Origin of the sequence: Parundibacterium terreum (assembly GCF_014636315.1) — a bacterium.
In the GTDB taxonomy this organism is placed as follows: domain Bacteria; phylum Pseudomonadota; class Gammaproteobacteria; order Burkholderiales; family Burkholderiaceae_D; genus Undibacterium; species Undibacterium terreum.
This window is the reverse complement of sequence record NZ_BMED01000003.1, coordinates 515,855-531,854: the sequence shown is the minus strand read 5'-3', so window position 1 is coordinate 531,854 and position 16,000 is coordinate 515,855. Positions and strand designations below refer to the sequence as shown.

Below are 16,000 nucleotides of genomic sequence, written 5' to 3'. Positions count from 1 at the left end.
AATCGTTCAGAGTCTGACCATCAGCATATGCGTCAGCTCATTGACGAATTCACTGTCGTAACCAGCTTCCAGAAGGCGCCATTTGAACGCATTCCCAAGCTTGGCTTTTTTATAAATGTTCAGCTTATGCGCTGCCCTGAATTGCGCCACCTGCTGAAACATCTTGTCGATAGTTTCACCGGTTTTTTGGCCTTTTTTCTTCTTGCTCGCTTTAAGATGCGCAGCAGAACGTTCGATGTAAAACCCGGCAAGAGAATCGCCAAATGTTTTAGCCTCTGAGGAATCAAACCAATTGAACATAGTGAGCCAGTGTAGTGTGTTAAAAAAAAGACAAATTGATTCTACCGTAACTTAAATAAATACCAAAGTGCAACATTAATTCGTTTCGGATAAACGCCCCCGAATTTCATTGCCTGGACTAATCTTTCATCCTCGCGGGAAGCCGCTCAAATACAAATCCGTATCGAAGAGGATCGACCGCTCCCTTGGCCTTCCAATAATCGTAATAGGCATTATAGGAAAAAGGGTGCAGGTGCTGCAAAGTGATCATCGTGCGTAAGGCCTGCTTGGGCTGGCCGTTTAACACATAGACTTCCGCCATGGTATTGAGCGTATGCACAAAACCAAAGCGACGGCTTGCACCTTCTACAAAAGCGATCTCTGCCGCAGACATGCCTTCGTGCGGCTGCACGCCCATCAGCTTGAAATAATCGAAAAAATAAGGATATAAGGTCCATTCGGGCTTTAGCAAAGCCTGTTTGTCATAGCTATACCCCTCCTTTTGCAGGCGCAGAGCCTTGAAACCATCCTGTACTCTCTGATAATCCAGCGTCATCAGCGCCATGACAAAAATAGCTACGCTGGCCGCCGTAATGACAGCACCGTGTGCGACCTTCACCGGTGCGGTAAGCCAGTGTATTTGATGCACCATCCCCATTAGTACGGCAACGGGGATTAGTACGAAGGCATACCATAAAGGGAACTCCACCATACTGTGTACCAGGGTGGCGCCGAAGATCATGCCGGCAAAACGCAACGAAGCGGAATCGCCTGCATGGCGATAGATGCTGAAAAACCAGGCAAACAACGCCGCGCCCAGCGCTATCGTCGCAGGCCAGCCCAGCTCCGCGGCAAAATTAAGCACCAAGTTATGCGAATGCTCGGCATAGGTTGTCGGCGTGAAGTCAGCAGCGATACGCACCTGCTCCGAACCAAAACCAAACCAGCCGACGCCAAACCAGGGATGCTCCAGACTCATCCGCAAGGCTTGCTGCATCAGTACAGTGCGCTCAGAGCGGCCACCGATATGCTCTGTCACCGAACTGGCATCTACCCCGACCAATGCTGCCAATGCGGGCATCGCCAGCACAAAGCCCATATAAGCAAAGAGCAAACTCAGCAACAGGAATTTGCCGACTGGCTTTTCCTGGGCAGCGCGCGGCCACAATATAAAAATAAACGCAGGGGCAATAATCCAGCCTATGCGGGACTGGGTAAGGCTGAGCCCCCATACTAATAATAAGGCGAGCGTCGCAGCAGCAGCCGCCGGCAGGCGGGCCTGGCGGTACAACCACCAAACGGACGCAAGCGCCATGCACAGCAATAATGCAAGCTGGTTAGGCTGAGCCACGTTGGCATACGGACGGAATACCGCCGCCGTATGGTGGGACATAAACATCACTACAGGCGAAAGATCGAGGCCCAGAAATTGCGTATTCTGCATAATTACAGACAACAATCCCGCCAGCAGGAAGCCGCTTGCCAGCGTCAGGCAGATTTTTCGCTCGCCCTCAGGCGTCGCCGCCACACTGGCGCCATACACCATCGCCAGCGCTGCCAGTGCCAGGTAAACAACGGCAAGCACAAGCTCCCAGCGGTGTTCAATAATGCCAAACAATAACTGGGCAGCAATCAACATCACAATTGCCAGGGGTATCCATACAATTCCCGGTATATGCCAGGCAGTCTTTTGGGGGGCGGTTAAAAACATCAGCCCTAGCAATAGACCCAATATCGCCAACGCGTCGTGGTAATACGTACGGAACGGATGGATATGAATGGGGTGGATATAGGATGCAACTAGCAGCAATCCAAAGAGCGCTAAAGAACGATGGATGTGTTTTTCGGCGGGCATTGTTCTTTAAAGGGCTGTAACGGTCAAAGTCAGCATGATAGCAATATAAGTTTTTCCATACTTAAAGTATTTAAGGTACTTCATCACCTATTTTGAGTCATTGTTTGCAAATATTTCAATGTGCCCAAAACGACTCACAACAGCCGCAGAAGCCCGGCACACCTTTCATGCAGCGCCAAAATTCGTCAGTTGTGACATTTTTTGTCAACTCAATGAGCTGAAAATGAGAAAATCTCAAAAAAACAGCCATGGATATGCTGTTATTTTTGCCAGTTTTTAATAAAAATAAGTAAAAATACATTTAAATGCCTTCAGGCATGGTATTTGCTGACTAAGCTGGGGCAGTAACACATAACAGAATTGTTTCACCATCATCACCTTACAGGAGTTCGCTATGAACGCAACACAACGCAGCCTTTCCATGAAGGCAGTAAAAGCAGCACAAAAGGGCTTCACGCTGATCGAATTGATGATCGTTGTAGCGATTATCGGTATTCTGGCAGCAGTAGCTATTCCTGCTTACCAAGATTACACAGTTAAAGCTAAAGTTTCCGCTGGTCCAAGTCTGGCTAGCCCAGCAATGACAGCAATGGGCGTTGCTTGCAGCGAAGGTACATTGACAGCTACTTTCGGCAATTTATCGCTGGGTCTGCCACAATATACTTCTATCACTGACAATAAATACGTAAAAAATGTTACGGCAGTCGGTTCAGCAGCCAATGCTGGCGGTACTATCACTATCGTATACAATGCTATCGGCAACAACGTACCTGATAATGCAACGATCATCTATAACGGTACTTGCGCAGCAGGTAGCGGCCTGACATGGTCTGTTACAGGTACAGTACCAGCAAAATATCTGCCAAAAGTATAATTAGTTAGCAGCTTTCCTCAAAAAGGAGTCCGTCTGGACTCCTTTTTTTTCGCTTGTAGAAATATACTCTTACGATTTTCATCACCCTAAAATCCGCTTCACCGCGCAAACATATCGGCCCCATGCAAACCGTCAAGTACCGAAGTATTTACCTGTTGATCGCAATGGCAATTTTGATTGGACTGACTTTCCTGGTCTACCAACCCGGATTGTATGGCCCCTTCGTTTTTGACGACGCTCCAAACATCGTTAAGAATCCCGGCATTGCTATCCAGGATCTCCATTTTGCGACTCTGCGGCAGGCAGCATTCTCAAGTGCAAGCGGGCCGCTCAGCCGCCCCATCAGCATGCTGACGTTTGCATTGAATCACTACGCCAACGGCTACAACAATTATTATTTCAAACTCATCAATGTTCTTATTCATTTGTTGTGTGGCTTGGGAATATTCTGCGTCAGCGCATCTATTTTAAGAATTCTTCAAATACGCACGTGCTCATCGCTATCAAAACAACAACAAGACTTGATCAGCATTTTCGTCACGACTGCCTGGCTGCTCCATCCGCTTTGCCTCACCAGCATACTGTATGTTGTGCAACGCATGACTTCACTGTCTGCCTTGTTTTGCATTTGGGGCATGGCCGCCTATCTATATGGGCGATTGAAGCTCCTTGAAGGCGACTCGGGCAAATTGCTGGTTATTGCCAGCGTACTTATTTTTACCCCCTTGGCAACGCTGAGCAAAGAGACAGGGGCGCTACTGCCATTGCTGCTGCTCGTTACTGAACTGACGCTTTTGAATTTTGACGCTAAAGAGCAGGCCGGCCGCAAACTGTTAATCGCCTTATTTACAGTATGCGTTGCCGTTCCGGCCGCTGCCGCCATTGCTTATAGCGCTTTCCATCCTCAGTGGATAACTGCCACCTACCTGATCCGAGACTTCACGCTTGCCGAACGGGTAATGACAGAATCCCGGGTTTTGTGTTTTTACCTGAAGCTGATTCTTCTGCCTAACATCTCCGAGCTAGGCTTGTACCACGACGATATAGCTTACTCACACGGACTGTTTGATCCTGTCACCACAGCGACCTCAATGGCAGTAATAGCCCTGCTGATATTCGGTGCATTCGTGGCAAGAAAAAAGGCACCGGTGCTATCGTTCGGGATATTATTTTTTTTCGCTGGCCACATTCTTGAATCAACTATTTTCGGGCTGGAAATCGCGCATGAACATCGCAACTACCTGCCTATGCTTGGCCCGATTTTCGCCGCGTCTTATTATTTGCTTCTCCCGCAAGTTCACGTCTCTACCCTGCAAATAAGGAGAATTATCGGACTGGCCTTGATTGCCTTGTTTGCGGTTACGACCTATTCCCGTTCAACGGATTGGGCCAACCCTTTCGACTTGTATACGGCAGAAGCCAGACACCACCCCAACTCTGCCCAAGCCAGCCTCGAGATGGGGACCATGTATGGCAGCATCACGACGCCAGATCAAGAGGCCATGGCGAGAAATTATGCGACAGCCCTCAGCTATTACGAGAAAGCGTCGTCTCTCAATCCCAACTCATCAAGCGGCTTGGTCGGAATGATCAAATTAAGCGCGATCAGGAATCACCCGATCGAACCGCAATGGGTAGATCAATTACGGCATCGCCTACAATACTCGCCGCTGGCTTCGAGTACCGCTGATTTATTAATCTCCCTCGTTACCTGTAGAGCGGACAAGATCTGCAAAATCTCCAATGAGCAGATTGAAGGCTTGATGCAGGCCAGTTTAAGCAACGAACTAACAACGCAAAGTAATAGGGCCTCAATACTCTCCGCTTACAGCTACTATCTGGTGAATGTCGCGGCAGACTACCCTAAAGCGCTACAGGTCATGCAAGAGACCGTCAGGAATAATCCGGGGCAACTGGATTACAGGATGACCTTGATTAAATTTTGCATAGCATCCGGCCATACACAGGAGGCAAAGGAGGCATTGGTCGAAATGCGGAAACTTGATAAACTGAAGAAATATGCAACTGAACTTGATATCTTGTCTCAAAAACTCGCCACTATAAACAATAAAATCTGAATCAGGCCAATGACATCGATTAGTATCATTATCCCCGCCAAAAACGAAGCCGCCTCCCTGGTAAGCCTGCTTCCTGCGCTCAAACTTCATGCAGGCTTCGCCGAGGTCATCATTGTTGATGATGGGTCAAGCGATAATACCGTTCAGATTTGCAAGGAACATGGAGTACGTGCGATCTCCCACCCTTATAGCAAAGGAAATGGCGCAGCGATTAAAACAGGTGCGCGCGCAGCGACTGGGGATGTGCTGGTGTTCATGGATGCAGATGGACAGCATAAACCTGAAGATATTCCGAGGCTGCTGGCAAAGCTGGCTGAGGGCTTTGATATGGTTGTGGGTGCGCGCACCAGAAAATCTCAGGCCGGCGTCCATCGTGCTGCGGCAAATGGTTTTTACAACCGCTTGGCCAGTTGGATGGTCGATCAAAAGGTCAGCGACCTGACTTCCGGTTTCCGTGCAGTGAAAGCCGTAAAGTTTAAGCAGTTTCTTTATCTGCTACCAAACGGTTTTTCTTATCCGACCACTATCACGATGAGCTTTTTCAGGGCTGGCTACGGGGTCACCTATATCGAGATAGAAGCGCCGAAGAGGATAGGAAAAAGCCACATTAGCCCGATGAAAGACGGCTTCCGTTTCCTGCTGATTATTTTTAAGATCGGGACACTTTATTCACCGCTGAAGCTTTTTCTGCCTATCAGCCTTTCGTTCTTCATGACGGGAGTAGGCTACTATCTCTATACCTTTCTCAGTTTTCACCGCTTTACCAATATGAGTGCATTGATGTTTCTCTCCGCAATCTTTGTATTCTTGATAGGTTTGGTCTCTGAACAGATCACCGCCTTGAATTACAAAGACAGCAATGATTGAAACCCGCTCATGGCTCTAGCCGATCAACCACGCATCTTGCTGGTCACCCGCAATCTTCCGCCGTTGATCGGCGGTATGGAAAAATTAAATCATCACATCTTTCTGGAGCTCGGCAAGAGATACGCCATGGCCGTTGCCGGGCCGGAAGGCTGCGCCAGTTACCTCAATGCTGAAGCTGCGACAGTCGCCACCTTTCCTACCGCACCCAAAAGCGCCTTTGTGATGGGTAGCATCCGCGCCGCATGGCAAATGGGTATGTCTTTTCGGCCCGACCTGATCTTGTGCGGCAGCGGCGCAACTGCTCCTGCAGGTTTTTTGATCGCACGACGCCTCGGCATACCGCTGATCACTTATTTGCATGGACTGGATATCGTTACCAGCCACGTGCTTTATAAAAGCATATTTTTGCCTGCGATACGGGCAAGCACCACTTTAATCACCAACAGTAGCAACACTGCGAGACTGGCCCTGGCACATAGTATTGATGCAAGGCGGCTTCATATTTTGCATCCAGGGGTAGAGATGGATGTTCCTGAGGATATTGAACCTGCGGCATTTCGACAGGCGATAGAGGCCGGCGACAGGCCCATCTTGCTTTCTGTCGGCAGACTAACAGAGCGCAAGGGTTTATATCAATTTATCGTTAACTGCATGCCGGATCTGGTGCGTCAGCAGCCCGACATCCTGTTGCTAATTGTGGGTGGCGAAGCCACTGATGCTCTCAGTGCGAAACAAGGCATAGGCATTCAACTGACTGAAACGATTCAGCAAATGAATCTCGCCTCCCACGTGAAGCTTCTAGGCAGGATTGACGATGCGCGGCTGTCTCAGGCATATAGTGCAAGCCAATTACTGCTTTTCCCAGTACTTGATTTACCAGGAGATGTCGAAGGTTTTGGGATGGTAGCGGTGGAAGCAGCGGCACACGGCTTACCCACGGTGGGCTTTGCAGCAGGAGGCGTTCCGGACGCAATTGCAGAAGGCGTATCGGGTTATCTGGTGCCTCCAAACGACTATCAGCAAATGAGCAAAACCATACTTCGATACTTGAGTGGCGAAAGCCAGATCAGCAAAGACAGTTGCAAGCAATTCGCCAACGCTTTTAGCTGGGCATCATTTGGGGAAAAACTAAGCAATATCGTCAGCCCCTTGCTAAAACCGAACGACTTGCTTCCGATCACAGAACACCCATGATGTCGCACGGCCCGTCTCCCGTTTGCTCGATTTGCATCGCCAACTATAACGGCATGAAGGTTATCGACAATTGCATTCGTTCGGTAATGGCACAAGATTTTGAACAGGTAGTTGAAATTATTGTGCATGACGATGCTTCGAACGATGGCTCCGCCGACTATATTCGCGAACATTATCCGGATGTCGTATTGATCGTCAGCGAAACAAATGTCGGATTCTGCATTTCCAACAACCGCATGGCAAAGGTCGCCAGAGGCCGTTATATCCTGCTGCTGAATAATGATGCCGAGCTTTTTCCCGATGCACTTTCCGCTTTATATACGGAAGCGGAGCAGGCCGCCACACCGGCAATTCTCGGGCTACCTCAATACGATGCCGCGACTGGGAGCCTGATAGACATCGGAAGCCGGTTCGACCCTTTTTTAAATCCGATACCCAATCTTGATCCGTCACAGCAAGAGATCGGGATGATCATCGGCGCTTGCCTGTGGCTACCCAGCTCCCTCTGGGAGGAGCTGGGAGGCTTCCCGGATTGGTTCGGATCTTTGGCGGAAGACATGTATCTATGCTGTCTGGCAAGATTATACGGTTATACCGTAATGGCGCTACCGGATTCGGGTTTCAGGCATTGGGTGGGCCAAAGCCTGGGAGGCGGGAAGATAGTCAACAATCGTCTGGCAACCAAGCTGACGCGCCGTGTTATCTCTGAGCGCAATAAAACTTTTGTGATGGCCCTCACATATCCGGCCCCGGTATTTCACATCATTTTCCCACTGCATCTTGGCCTGTTGCTGATGGAGGGAGTGATTTTGGCCATGCTGAAGGGCAAGACAAGCCTATACAAAGACATCTATTGGGCTTGCATCAAAGCTCAGTGGATAGAAAGAAAAAGACTGCGGCAACTACGTCGCAAAATCCAGGCACATCCGCATATCGGCATAAAAAAATTCCTGTCGGTATTCGATCTTATCCCCTACAAACTTAGCATGCTTTGGCGACATGGCTTGCCCGAGGTTCGATAGACACAAGCTCAATTACCGGCCAACGCAACTGTCGATATCAATTGACTCGCGAGATAGCTAAAAAGGCCCCGCGAGCTCCGAAAATTGAAACTGGGCTACTCAGGTTTAAACCGTATCACCCACTCATTAACGATCAAATAAAATTTCTGCTCCGCCTTTGAAGATACGCCGCCCCAGCATGCGGTATATTTCTTTAGCCACATAGAATGGTAAAGTCATTGCAGACAAAATGAATAGTTTTCTTGTCACCAAAGGGCATTCTGCAGTCATTGCGTCAGACACCTGTAGTGCCTCTTTAAGCCTGCCTCGTGTCAGGGCAGACCTGATCAGGCTTCTATAAAATCCTATCATGCAATGGCGCAAAGCCTTTTCATCTGCCCCCAGTTTCCAGGCACTCAATATCCCTTTCCAATACAGCTCCATCAATAAATCTCTTCTGGCTGTGGTCATGGATGACGTCGAATTGAGCCTGTAAACCACCAATGACTTATTGACATAGCCAAGATCGCCTTGGCTAGCCAGCAAAACATGTGCGTGGAAATCCAATACTTGGCCCTGCTCTTGCAGATAAATATGCTTGCATTGCGCCCTATACATCAGGGAACTGGCATTGAGGAAATTACCCTTGTTTATCAGGTAGTTCAAGTCAAATTGAGACGGTAATTCGCCATTGAACCTGGCAACCAGTTCGCCGGAATTGTTGATGACAATTGCATTGGCATAGACAGCGGAACAGCGCTGGTTTTTTTCCAGAAAACTTAATTGCGCTTGCAATTTTCCAGGCAGCCAGAAATCGTCTCCATCCAGGTGAGCAATATAATCACCACTGGCTTGATTGACCAAGTATTGGTAATTACGTGTGCTGCCGACGTTTTCTTTGTGAAAAACCGGGTAAATCACATCCGGATATTTTTCAGAAAATTCGCGAATGAGCAATCTTGTTTCATCAGAGGAGCAATCATCTCCAACCAGGATTTCCAGTTCAGCATCGACGTGCTGGGCAAGCACGCTGGACAGGCAATCGTGAATGTAAGCAGCGTGATTGTAAGTGACAATGCAAACTGATATCTTCAAGCGTTCTTTGTGCATAAAAATCTAAGGATCCCTTTTAAGTATGAGGACATCATCCTTTTAGTTTCCTGATGAATTAATAAAGTGAGCCCACTGATAAGCACCACTAACATCACGAGGCCAATAAACGAAGTCAGCCGGGACGACATAGGCCAATCGACCTGGAATCCAATAATAACGACTAAGGCCCCGATAAGCACTGCAGGAAAAACGTCTTTAAACAGCCAGCTATTGGCGATTTCCGGCAGGAATTTTTTATGAACAATGCGAGTCCAGACAATCAAGAAAAAGAGATTCGTCCCCGCCCAGGTGATTGCGGCCCCTATCGCTCCAAACTTCAACGTCAAGACGATTGTAGATGGAACCAAGATAAATACATTCAGCAAATTACCCCTGATGTGCATTCGCAAATCACCCCGTGCATGCTGCAGCACATAAGCCATTCCGGCAAGCGCCATGAAACTGCTGCCTGATACATACCATCTTAATATTTCGGCAGCCCTCGCTGCCACTGTTGCATTGCCCGTCCAGGCAAACAGAACATGCTCTGGATATGCCGCCATGGCGCCGGCAACACCCGCCAAGATAGCCGCCATCAGCATCGTCGTCTGCCGGTACAAAAGAGTAAATTTGTCGTGCTGATTCTGCTCAAAAAGCACGACCAGACGTGGAAGCACTGCTTGCTGTAGCGGAGAGATTAGAGAGTATGCCCCCCAAGCCACCGACGTCGCCAGCATAAATTCACCATAATTCTGCATCGGCAGGATATGGGACAGTATGAGTTTATCGGATTGGCTGATGACGATCCAGACCGCACTCAAGAATGCCAGTCCAGCGCCAAAACGCAAAGGCCCTTGTAATAGCTTCCATCGAAATTTTTCAATTCCGGCACTCGGTATTACCTTGATGAATGCCATTCGCATCAAAAAGATTTCGACAATAGCGGCGATGAGCTGGAACAGGAAAAAAGCAAGTATAGAAGGGGTTATCCAGATCAGCAACGGCAATACCGCAACCGATTTAAGTGTCGCCGCGATGACGGCTATTACGTTGGCGACAACCTGGCGCTCCATGCCCAGCAATCCACCGCGGTAAATGCCCGACAACAGGCGCAAGCTGATGATGCAGGCGACCAAGACCACACATAGAGCCACATCAGAGGGGCTTAGGGACTCCAGCTTGAGCCAGTACGTCGCAATCCATGACCCCAGTATCCACGATAATGCAACGATCAGCAGAGCCGTCAACGAAAACAGTATTTCGAGGAAGCGCAGAAATAACTTCAAAACACCTGGACTTGTTACACCGGCCTTTAATTTACTGGCTTCACGACCCAAGGTCGGAGACAGGCCCAAGTCCAGCAAAGTCATCCACGATTGCAGCATCGCAAAAAAACCAATTACGCCATAAGCCTCCATCCCCATATATTTTATATATAGAGGCACCACCGCCAAGCCAATCAGGATGACGTATAGTTGGCTTGCATAGTTGGCGACTATATTGCGCAGCAATGGAGTCATTTCATGGCACGAATGAGAAGTAATAAGAAAATAGCCACTAGGCAATTAAGTAGAAGAGGATTGTCTGATTTTCATCCGATCTTGTCCATGAAAACAAAATCCGAAAAGTGGTATTTCGTAAGATCCCCAGCATCATGCACCTTTTTTGACACCCGATCAGGTTTATCTGTCTTACAATCAACTATTACGAGGAGCGACAAGTTTTCATGCGCCGATTCGCTGTTGATGGATGCATTAATGCTATCGCTGATCGCGGTCAATTTAGGGTCATTTCTCCTAAAGAAAAATTGATCGCACAGGCAAAGAGTAGCCGCGAACCAGCCGGTGAGTATCGCAGCCTGGAAATCATGGAAATAATAGTAGCCAATTGACGGATATTGCAAAATAAATAACATGCCCACTTCTGCAAAAATTTTGGCGATCGAATACCATCTGCCAAACGGCGTCTTATCCAACCAAGCCTTGGCAGAAGTATTTCACGAGTGGTCGGCAGACAAAATATTTGAGAAAACCGGCATATACGAAAGGCATATTGCGGGAGAAGGTGAGACCGCTGCGGATTTAGCATATTTTGCAGCAAACAAACTTTTTGACTCAAACAATATAGAAAAATCAGGTATTGATTTTCTGATTTTTTGCAGCCAGACCCCTGACCACTTCTTGCCCAGCAGTGCCTGCCTGCTGCAAGACCGCTTGAATCTGCCAACATCCTGTGCAGCACTGGATATCAATATAGGGTGCTCCGGCTATGTATACGGACTGTCGCTGTGCAAGGGACTAATAGAAACAGGCATAGCAAAAAACGTATTGTTACTAACCAGCGATACGTATTCCAAGCTTATCCACCCCCAGGACCGCAGTGTCAGGACCTTATTCGGAGATGGTGCCGCCGCGACACTGATCTCCTCGGTCGAAAGCGCCCATTCAAAGCTGGGGCCATTTGTTCTGGGCACCGATGGAGCTGGCGCAAAAAATCTGATCGTGCCGTCCGGAGGGTTTCGCGAACGGCATCAAATGGGGGTAGCGGCCGAATATACGGATGGCTCAGGCAACACGCGCAGCAAAATGAATTTGTTTATGGATGGTCCGGAAGTCATGAATTTCACCTTATCCTCTGTCCCCAAGGTTTTTCGGCAGCTTCTCGAGTCAGCCGGTAAAACCATGGACGACATCGATCACGTGATCTTCCATCAGGCCAATCAATTCATGCTGGAAGCCTTACGAAAAAAAATAAAAATTCCGCCGGAGAAATTTATAATAGAGATGGATACTGTAGGCAATACCGTCTCTTCGACAATTCCGATTGCTATAGCAAGAGCAAAAGAAAAGGGCCAGGTAAGATCAGGCGACGTCGCCGTACTATTGGGCTTTGGAGTTGGTTACTCATGGGGAGGAACCATAGTCGAACTTTTCTAAACTTGCCAAGAATTTCCAATTTAATGAAGGTCCAGTAATGAATGAATTTTTTGAAGGTATGGCAGAAATTCTCGAAGTTGATGTCGATAAAGTTAATCCACAGTTGAGCCTGGCCGACTATGCATGGGACTCGCTGTCAATCGTCTCGACGATGGCGCTCGTTGACGATATTTATAACACCATGCTTGACGGCCAGTCGCTGGCAAAGTGTGAAAAAATTGCCGATATTCTTGCTTTAGTGGAAAGCAAGAAAGGGTGATCATGCCTGAGCAAAAATTTGCATCCGGGCTTTCAATAAAGCTAGACAAATTTTCTGTAAAAGGCTTGGTATGCGCGCTGCCCAAAGAGGAAATATTCAACGAAGCATTCCATGAAAGCCTGGGCGAGGAAGCGGTAGCCGACATCACCAAAATGATAGGTGTCACCTCACGCCGAAAAGCCCGTGAGGATCAAACAACCGCCGACTTGTGCCAGTCCTCTGCTGAGGTTTTGCTTGAGGATCTTGCATGGTCCAAAGAAAGCGTAGACGCATTAATTTTTGTGACACAGACGCCGGATTATAGATTGCCGGCCACGGCCTGCGCATTGCAGGGACGTCTGCAGCTAGGCAAGGCATGTGTAGCATTTGACGTCAATCTTGGCTGTTCAGGCTATGTTTACGGCTTGTGGCTTGCTGCAAAATTGCTGGATGGGCTATCCATCAAAAGAGTGCTGCTTCTCGTTGGGGATACCATAAGCAAGGTGCTTAGTCCTGAAGACCGGGCAACCGCCTTATTATTCGGCGACGCAGGGTCAGCTACTGCACTTGAGTATGACGAAAGTGCTAAAGATTCCTATTTTATTCTCGGTACAGACGGTGGCGGCGAGCGGCATCTGATGATACCCGAGGGTGCATGCAAAAAATATCAGCATAATGATCCGCGCCTCGCCAACGCTGACACTTCTCGCCTGTTTATGGACGGAAGCGAGGTTTTTAATTTCACGTTGAAGAGCGTGCCTCCTCTGGTGAATGATTTACTCTCTTTTTCCGGTTATTCCAGCATGCAGGTCGATGCCTTCCTTTTTCACCAGGCCAACAATTTCATGCTGAAGCACATCATAAAAAAAACAAAAATTCCGGCTGAGCGTGCACCGATTAATATCAACCGGTTCGGAAATACTTCCAGTGCATCCATTCCTCTGTTGATAGCAGATCAATTGCCGGCAATTGCCAAGACTGGAGGCCCCGTGGCGATGATAGGTTTCGGCGTAGGTTACTCATGGTCTGCCGCCTTGCTGGATATGAACTCAATGTCAGTTAACAAGCTGATAGAAATATAAAGACTATAGCGATGATTTTTAACCGCGAGCTTCTCCAGAATCACCGTATCCTGGTAACCGGAGCCTCATCAGGAATAGGCCGAGCCACTGCAATTTTATTGGCGAGCCATGGTGCAGTATTAGTTATTACCGGCAGGGACCAAATCCGCTTAAATGAAACCCTGTCATTGCTGGAAGGCGATGGACATGTTGCAGAACAATTTGACCTGACCGGAGAAGACAATATTTCCGATTTCATGAAAACGATAACTGCAGACGACCGGCCGCTCTCTGGCATTTTTCATGCCGCCGGGATTGAACTTGTCCGGCCACTAAAATTATCCAAGGCCAAGCAATTCGATGAAGTTTTTTCCTCCAGCGTCAAAAGTGCTTTGGCCCTATCGCGCGGCGCTGCCATGCGAGGAGTAATGCAAGACAATTCAGCCCTGATTTTCATGTCCTCCGTAGCAGCTCAAAGCGGGCAAGCCGGGATGAGCATTTATTCTGCTGCCAAGGCTGCGATTGATGGGATGGTAAAGTCATTGTCGGTCGAATTTGCTCCGCGGCGCATCCGTGTCAACAGCATCGCTGCCGGTGCCGTCGTAACAGAAATGCACCAACGCCTCATTCGTGCAACTCCTGACGCGTCTATACAGACATACGAAGACAAACACTTGCTTGGCTTTGGCCAACCAATCGATATCGCTCAGGTTGCTGCATTTCTCTTCTCAGATGCTGGCCGTTGGATCACAGGATCCACGTGGTCGGTGGACGGCGGCTATCTGGCCCGCTAAGGAATTAAAATTGAAAAATATTGTCATTGCAGGCGCGGGCGGATTTGGCAGAGAAATTGCAAGCCATTTGGAATCGATAGTGTCTGACAAGATACGAATCGCCGGATTTATTGATGACACTTTGGCGATCGCTCCGGCATTGAATCAGAGCTATCCTTACCCTGTATTAGGGAAAATTTCCGATTACTTGCCTCGCATAGATGATGTTTTTATTGTCGCAATAGGCGACCCTAAAGAAAAACTCCGCATTGCCCACGAACTGGAACTACGCGGAGCAGAGTTTTTCAGCTTCATACATCCCACTGCAGTTATCGCGCGCACCGCGAAATTGGGGAGAGGTATAATCCTTTGCCCATTTTCCATGGCATCGGCCGATAGCAGCATTTCCGATTTCGTCACTATAAATTTCTGCTCCAGTATTGGCCATGACGTCTTCGTTGGCGAAGGCTCGACTATTAGTTCCCACGTGGACATTACGGGCTACGTCAAGATAGGCGCCGGAGTTTTTATCGGCTCCAACGCGTCGGTCCTGCCAAAGGTCGAAGTAGGCGCATTTTCAAAAATAGGAGCAGGCGCTATTGTAGTAAGACGCGTCAAGGAAGGCGCCACCGTTTACTCTTCGCCGGCAAAAACTTTATGACGAACAACCAGCAATTGCGTGATGAGTTTTGGCACTTGCTATGCCACAGGACTGAATTGCCCGAACCCGGACACTATCTCAAATTAAACTGGTTGGACCAGGAAGTCTCTTTATTTAATGATGGTGGAGAGATCGTTGTTTTTGATAACTTGTGTCCGCATAGGGGAACGCGGTTTTTTGTGGAATCTCATGGTGTGGGCGCCATTAGCTGTCCCTATCACGGTTGGTCCTATCAAGCCGGCGCCATGCATGTACCCTGTAGAGAAAAGTACGAAGAGACTGAATTAAAAAATGCCCGCTTAAATATTTTAAAATCAGAGTGGTGCGCGGATTTTTTATTTGTTTCAGTAAGCCCGAAACTATCTCTTGAGGAGCAGCTCGGTCCGGAATTCGAGCATATCGCGTCGATCTCCTTCAATATCAGCGGCCGCTCCGACATCGATACCTATGCCTATGAATGTAATTGGAAAATCGCAATTGAAAATGCTTTAGAGCCCTTACACGTATCGTATATCCATCCTAATTCACTAGGCCAATTGGATCTGGCGGACGGAAAAAATGAAATCAATCCTTGGACTTCGGTTTGGTATTCGCCAATAGAAAATGCGGGTATCAATAAGAAATTACGAGCGATCAATAAACTCTTCAAAATCGATGAACAGTACGAGGGATATATGAGCATCTATATGTTCCCTTTTACTATGCTTTCATCTACTTTTGGCTACTCTTACTCGCTGCAGAATTTTTTCCCGTCAGCGGAAAAGAACAGAACCTTTTTCTTTAGCCGTTTGCTCAAGGGCGTTGCCAAGAACGAGGCGGCGGCAAACGCATTGCAGCATTTTTTTGAGTCGTCAGCAGCCATGAACCGGCAGGTATTCAAAGAAGATCACGAAATATGCAAGCGCATCAATCCCGATTTTTACGAAGCTGACAGACCAAAGTTTTTAGCGGCGGATGAAGAAAAAGTCCTGCACTTTAGAAAGCTCCTGGCGGATCAAGTTCGAGCGGGCGATTAATTGTTTACTGTTAGGGAGGGCTAGTACTTGTAAGTGCAGGCGTTCTTGGTATTCAAATATGCTGAGGATATAGAA

15 protein-coding genes and 1 pseudogene are annotated in these 16,000 nt (G+C 48.1%); 11 read left to right on the top strand and 5 right to left on the bottom strand.

Annotation, left to right across the window (positions count from 1 at the left end; translation table 11 throughout):
• Window positions 1-6: 6 nt before the first annotated feature.
• A complete protein-coding gene (locus IEW12_RS17140) occupies window positions 7-300 on the bottom strand; it encodes a hypothetical protein (protein ID WP_188567290.1) in 294 nt (97 codons plus the stop codon).
• 118 nt (window positions 301-418) lie between these two features.
• The gene (locus IEW12_RS17135) at window positions 419-1,918 is read right to left on the bottom strand and encodes a PglL family O-oligosaccharyltransferase (protein ID WP_188567289.1); all 1,500 of its coding nucleotides are present in this window, start codon (window positions 1,916-1,918) and stop codon (window positions 419-421) included.
• A gap of 637 nt (window positions 1,919-2,555) precedes the next feature.
• On the opposite strand from IEW12_RS17135, the gene IEW12_RS28890 reads away from it, so the two are divergent.
• The 5 genes from IEW12_RS28890 to IEW12_RS17110 all read left to right on the top strand — a co-directional run bounded on the left by IEW12_RS28890 (window position 2,556) and on the right by IEW12_RS17110 (window position 8,169).
• Window positions 2,556-3,008, top strand: a complete 453-nt coding sequence (locus IEW12_RS28890) for a pilin (RefSeq protein WP_188567560.1) — start codon at window positions 2,556-2,558, stop codon at window positions 3,006-3,008.
• A gap of 122 nt (window positions 3,009-3,130) precedes the next feature.
• Window positions 3,131-5,086, top strand: coding sequence for a hypothetical protein (locus IEW12_RS17125; protein ID WP_188567288.1), 1,956 nt, complete (start codon window positions 3,131-3,133; stop codon window positions 5,084-5,086).
• A 9-nt stretch (window positions 5,087-5,095) separates the two neighbouring features.
• A complete protein-coding gene (locus IEW12_RS17120) occupies window positions 5,096-5,953 on the top strand; it encodes a glycosyltransferase family 2 protein (RefSeq protein ID WP_188567287.1) in 858 nt (285 codons plus the stop codon).
• Window positions 5,954-5,962: 9 nt separating this feature from the next.
• Window positions 5,963-7,147 carry a glycosyltransferase family 4 protein gene (locus tag IEW12_RS17115; RefSeq protein WP_188567286.1) on the top strand — a complete coding sequence of 395 codons (1,185 nt, stop codon included), beginning with the start codon at window positions 5,963-5,965 and terminating at the stop codon, window positions 7,145-7,147.
• Window positions 7,144-8,169: a glycosyltransferase family 2 protein gene (locus IEW12_RS17110; protein ID WP_188567285.1), complete on the top strand. Its 1,026-nt coding sequence runs from the start codon at window positions 7,144-7,146 to the stop codon at window positions 8,167-8,169. Before IEW12_RS17115 ends, IEW12_RS17110 begins: the two co-directional genes overlap by 4 nt.
• Window positions 8,170-8,295: 126 nt before the next feature.
• Here IEW12_RS17110 and IEW12_RS17105 read toward each other — a convergent pair whose 3' ends face one another.
• From IEW12_RS17105 to IEW12_RS17095, 3 genes are all read right to left on the bottom strand, one after another.
• The gene (locus tag IEW12_RS17105) at window positions 8,296-9,258 is read right to left on the bottom strand and encodes a glycosyltransferase (RefSeq protein ID WP_188567284.1); all 963 of its coding nucleotides are present in this window, start codon (window positions 9,256-9,258) and stop codon (window positions 8,296-8,298) included.
• Window positions 9,240-10,760, bottom strand: coding sequence for an oligosaccharide flippase family protein (locus IEW12_RS17100; RefSeq protein ID WP_188567283.1), 1,521 nt, complete (start codon window positions 10,758-10,760; stop codon window positions 9,240-9,242). The genes IEW12_RS17105 and IEW12_RS17100 overlap by 19 nt, the downstream gene beginning before the upstream one ends.
• Before the next feature lie 71 nt (window positions 10,761-10,831).
• Window positions 10,832-11,155, bottom strand: a complete 324-nt coding sequence (locus IEW12_RS17095) for a hypothetical protein (RefSeq protein WP_188567282.1) — start codon at window positions 11,153-11,155, stop codon at window positions 10,832-10,834.
• Between IEW12_RS17095 and IEW12_RS17090 the strand changes: the two genes are divergently transcribed.
• From IEW12_RS17090 to IEW12_RS17065, 6 genes and pseudogenes are all read left to right on the top strand, one after another.
• Window positions 11,154-12,176 (top strand): 3-oxoacyl-ACP synthase III family protein, encoded by a 1,023-nt coding sequence (locus IEW12_RS17090; protein ID WP_188567281.1) that lies wholly within the window; start codon window positions 11,154-11,156, stop codon window positions 12,174-12,176. The two genes, IEW12_RS17095 and IEW12_RS17090, sit on opposite strands and share 2 nt — an antisense overlap.
• A gap of 31 nt (window positions 12,177-12,207) precedes the next feature.
• Window positions 12,208-12,435 (top strand): annotated as a pseudogene (locus IEW12_RS17085) (acyl carrier protein); the annotation flags it as partial.
• Between the two features lie 2 nt (window positions 12,436-12,437).
• Window positions 12,438-13,496 carry a ketoacyl-ACP synthase III gene (locus IEW12_RS17080; RefSeq protein WP_188567279.1) on the top strand — a complete coding sequence of 353 codons (1,059 nt, stop codon included), beginning with the start codon at window positions 12,438-12,440 and terminating at the stop codon, window positions 13,494-13,496.
• Window positions 13,497-13,510: 14 nt separating this feature from the next.
• A complete protein-coding gene (locus IEW12_RS17075) occupies window positions 13,511-14,269 on the top strand; it encodes an SDR family NAD(P)-dependent oxidoreductase (protein ID WP_371874554.1) in 759 nt (252 codons plus the stop codon).
• Window positions 14,270-14,279: 10 nt separating this feature from the next.
• The gene (locus tag IEW12_RS17070; RefSeq protein ID WP_188567277.1) at window positions 14,280-14,909 is read left to right on the top strand and encodes an acetyltransferase; all 630 of its coding nucleotides are present in this window, start codon (window positions 14,280-14,282) and stop codon (window positions 14,907-14,909) included.
• Complete coding sequence (locus IEW12_RS17065) at window positions 14,906-15,925, top strand: aromatic ring-hydroxylating oxygenase subunit alpha (RefSeq protein WP_188567276.1); 1,020 nt, start codon at window positions 14,906-14,908, stop codon at window positions 15,923-15,925. The genes IEW12_RS17070 and IEW12_RS17065 overlap by 4 nt, the downstream gene beginning before the upstream one ends.
• The last annotated feature ends 75 nt before the right edge of the window (window positions 15,926-16,000 follow it).

Excerpts from the sequence above, each read along its gene's own strand:
- IEW12_RS17140 (WP_188567290.1), bottom strand. The coding sequence starts at position 300 with ATGTTCAATTGGTTTGATTCCTCAGAGGCTAAAACATTTGGCGATTCT.
- IEW12_RS17135 (WP_188567289.1), bottom strand. The coding sequence starts at position 1,918 with ATGTTGATTGCTGCCCAGTTATTGTTTGGCATTATTGAACACCGCTGG.
- IEW12_RS28890 (WP_188567560.1), top strand. The coding sequence starts at position 2,556 with ATGAAGGCAGTAAAAGCAGCACAAAAGGGCTTCACGCTGATCGAATTG.
- IEW12_RS17125 (WP_188567288.1), top strand. The coding sequence starts at position 3,131 with ATGCAAACCGTCAAGTACCGAAGTATTTACCTGTTGATCGCAATGGCA.
- IEW12_RS17120 (WP_188567287.1), top strand. The coding sequence starts at position 5,096 with ATGACATCGATTAGTATCATTATCCCCGCCAAAAACGAAGCCGCCTCC.
- IEW12_RS17115 (WP_188567286.1), top strand. The coding sequence starts at position 5,963 with ATGGCTCTAGCCGATCAACCACGCATCTTGCTGGTCACCCGCAATCTT.
- IEW12_RS17110 (WP_188567285.1), top strand. The coding sequence starts at position 7,144 with ATGATGTCGCACGGCCCGTCTCCCGTTTGCTCGATTTGCATCGCCAAC.
- IEW12_RS17105 (WP_188567284.1), bottom strand. The coding sequence starts at position 9,258 with ATGCACAAAGAACGCTTGAAGATATCAGTTTGCATTGTCACTTACAAT.
- IEW12_RS17100 (WP_188567283.1), bottom strand. The coding sequence starts at position 10,760 with ATGACTCCATTGCTGCGCAATATAGTCGCCAACTATGCAAGCCAACTA.
- IEW12_RS17090 (WP_188567281.1), top strand. The coding sequence starts at position 11,154 with ATGCCCACTTCTGCAAAAATTTTGGCGATCGAATACCATCTGCCAAAC.
- IEW12_RS17095 (WP_188567282.1), bottom strand. The coding sequence starts at position 11,155 with ATGTTATTTATTTTGCAATATCCGTCAATTGGCTACTATTATTTCCAT.
- IEW12_RS17080 (WP_188567279.1), top strand. The coding sequence starts at position 12,438 with ATGCCTGAGCAAAAATTTGCATCCGGGCTTTCAATAAAGCTAGACAAA.
- IEW12_RS17065 (WP_188567276.1), top strand. The coding sequence starts at position 14,906 with ATGACGAACAACCAGCAATTGCGTGATGAGTTTTGGCACTTGCTATGC.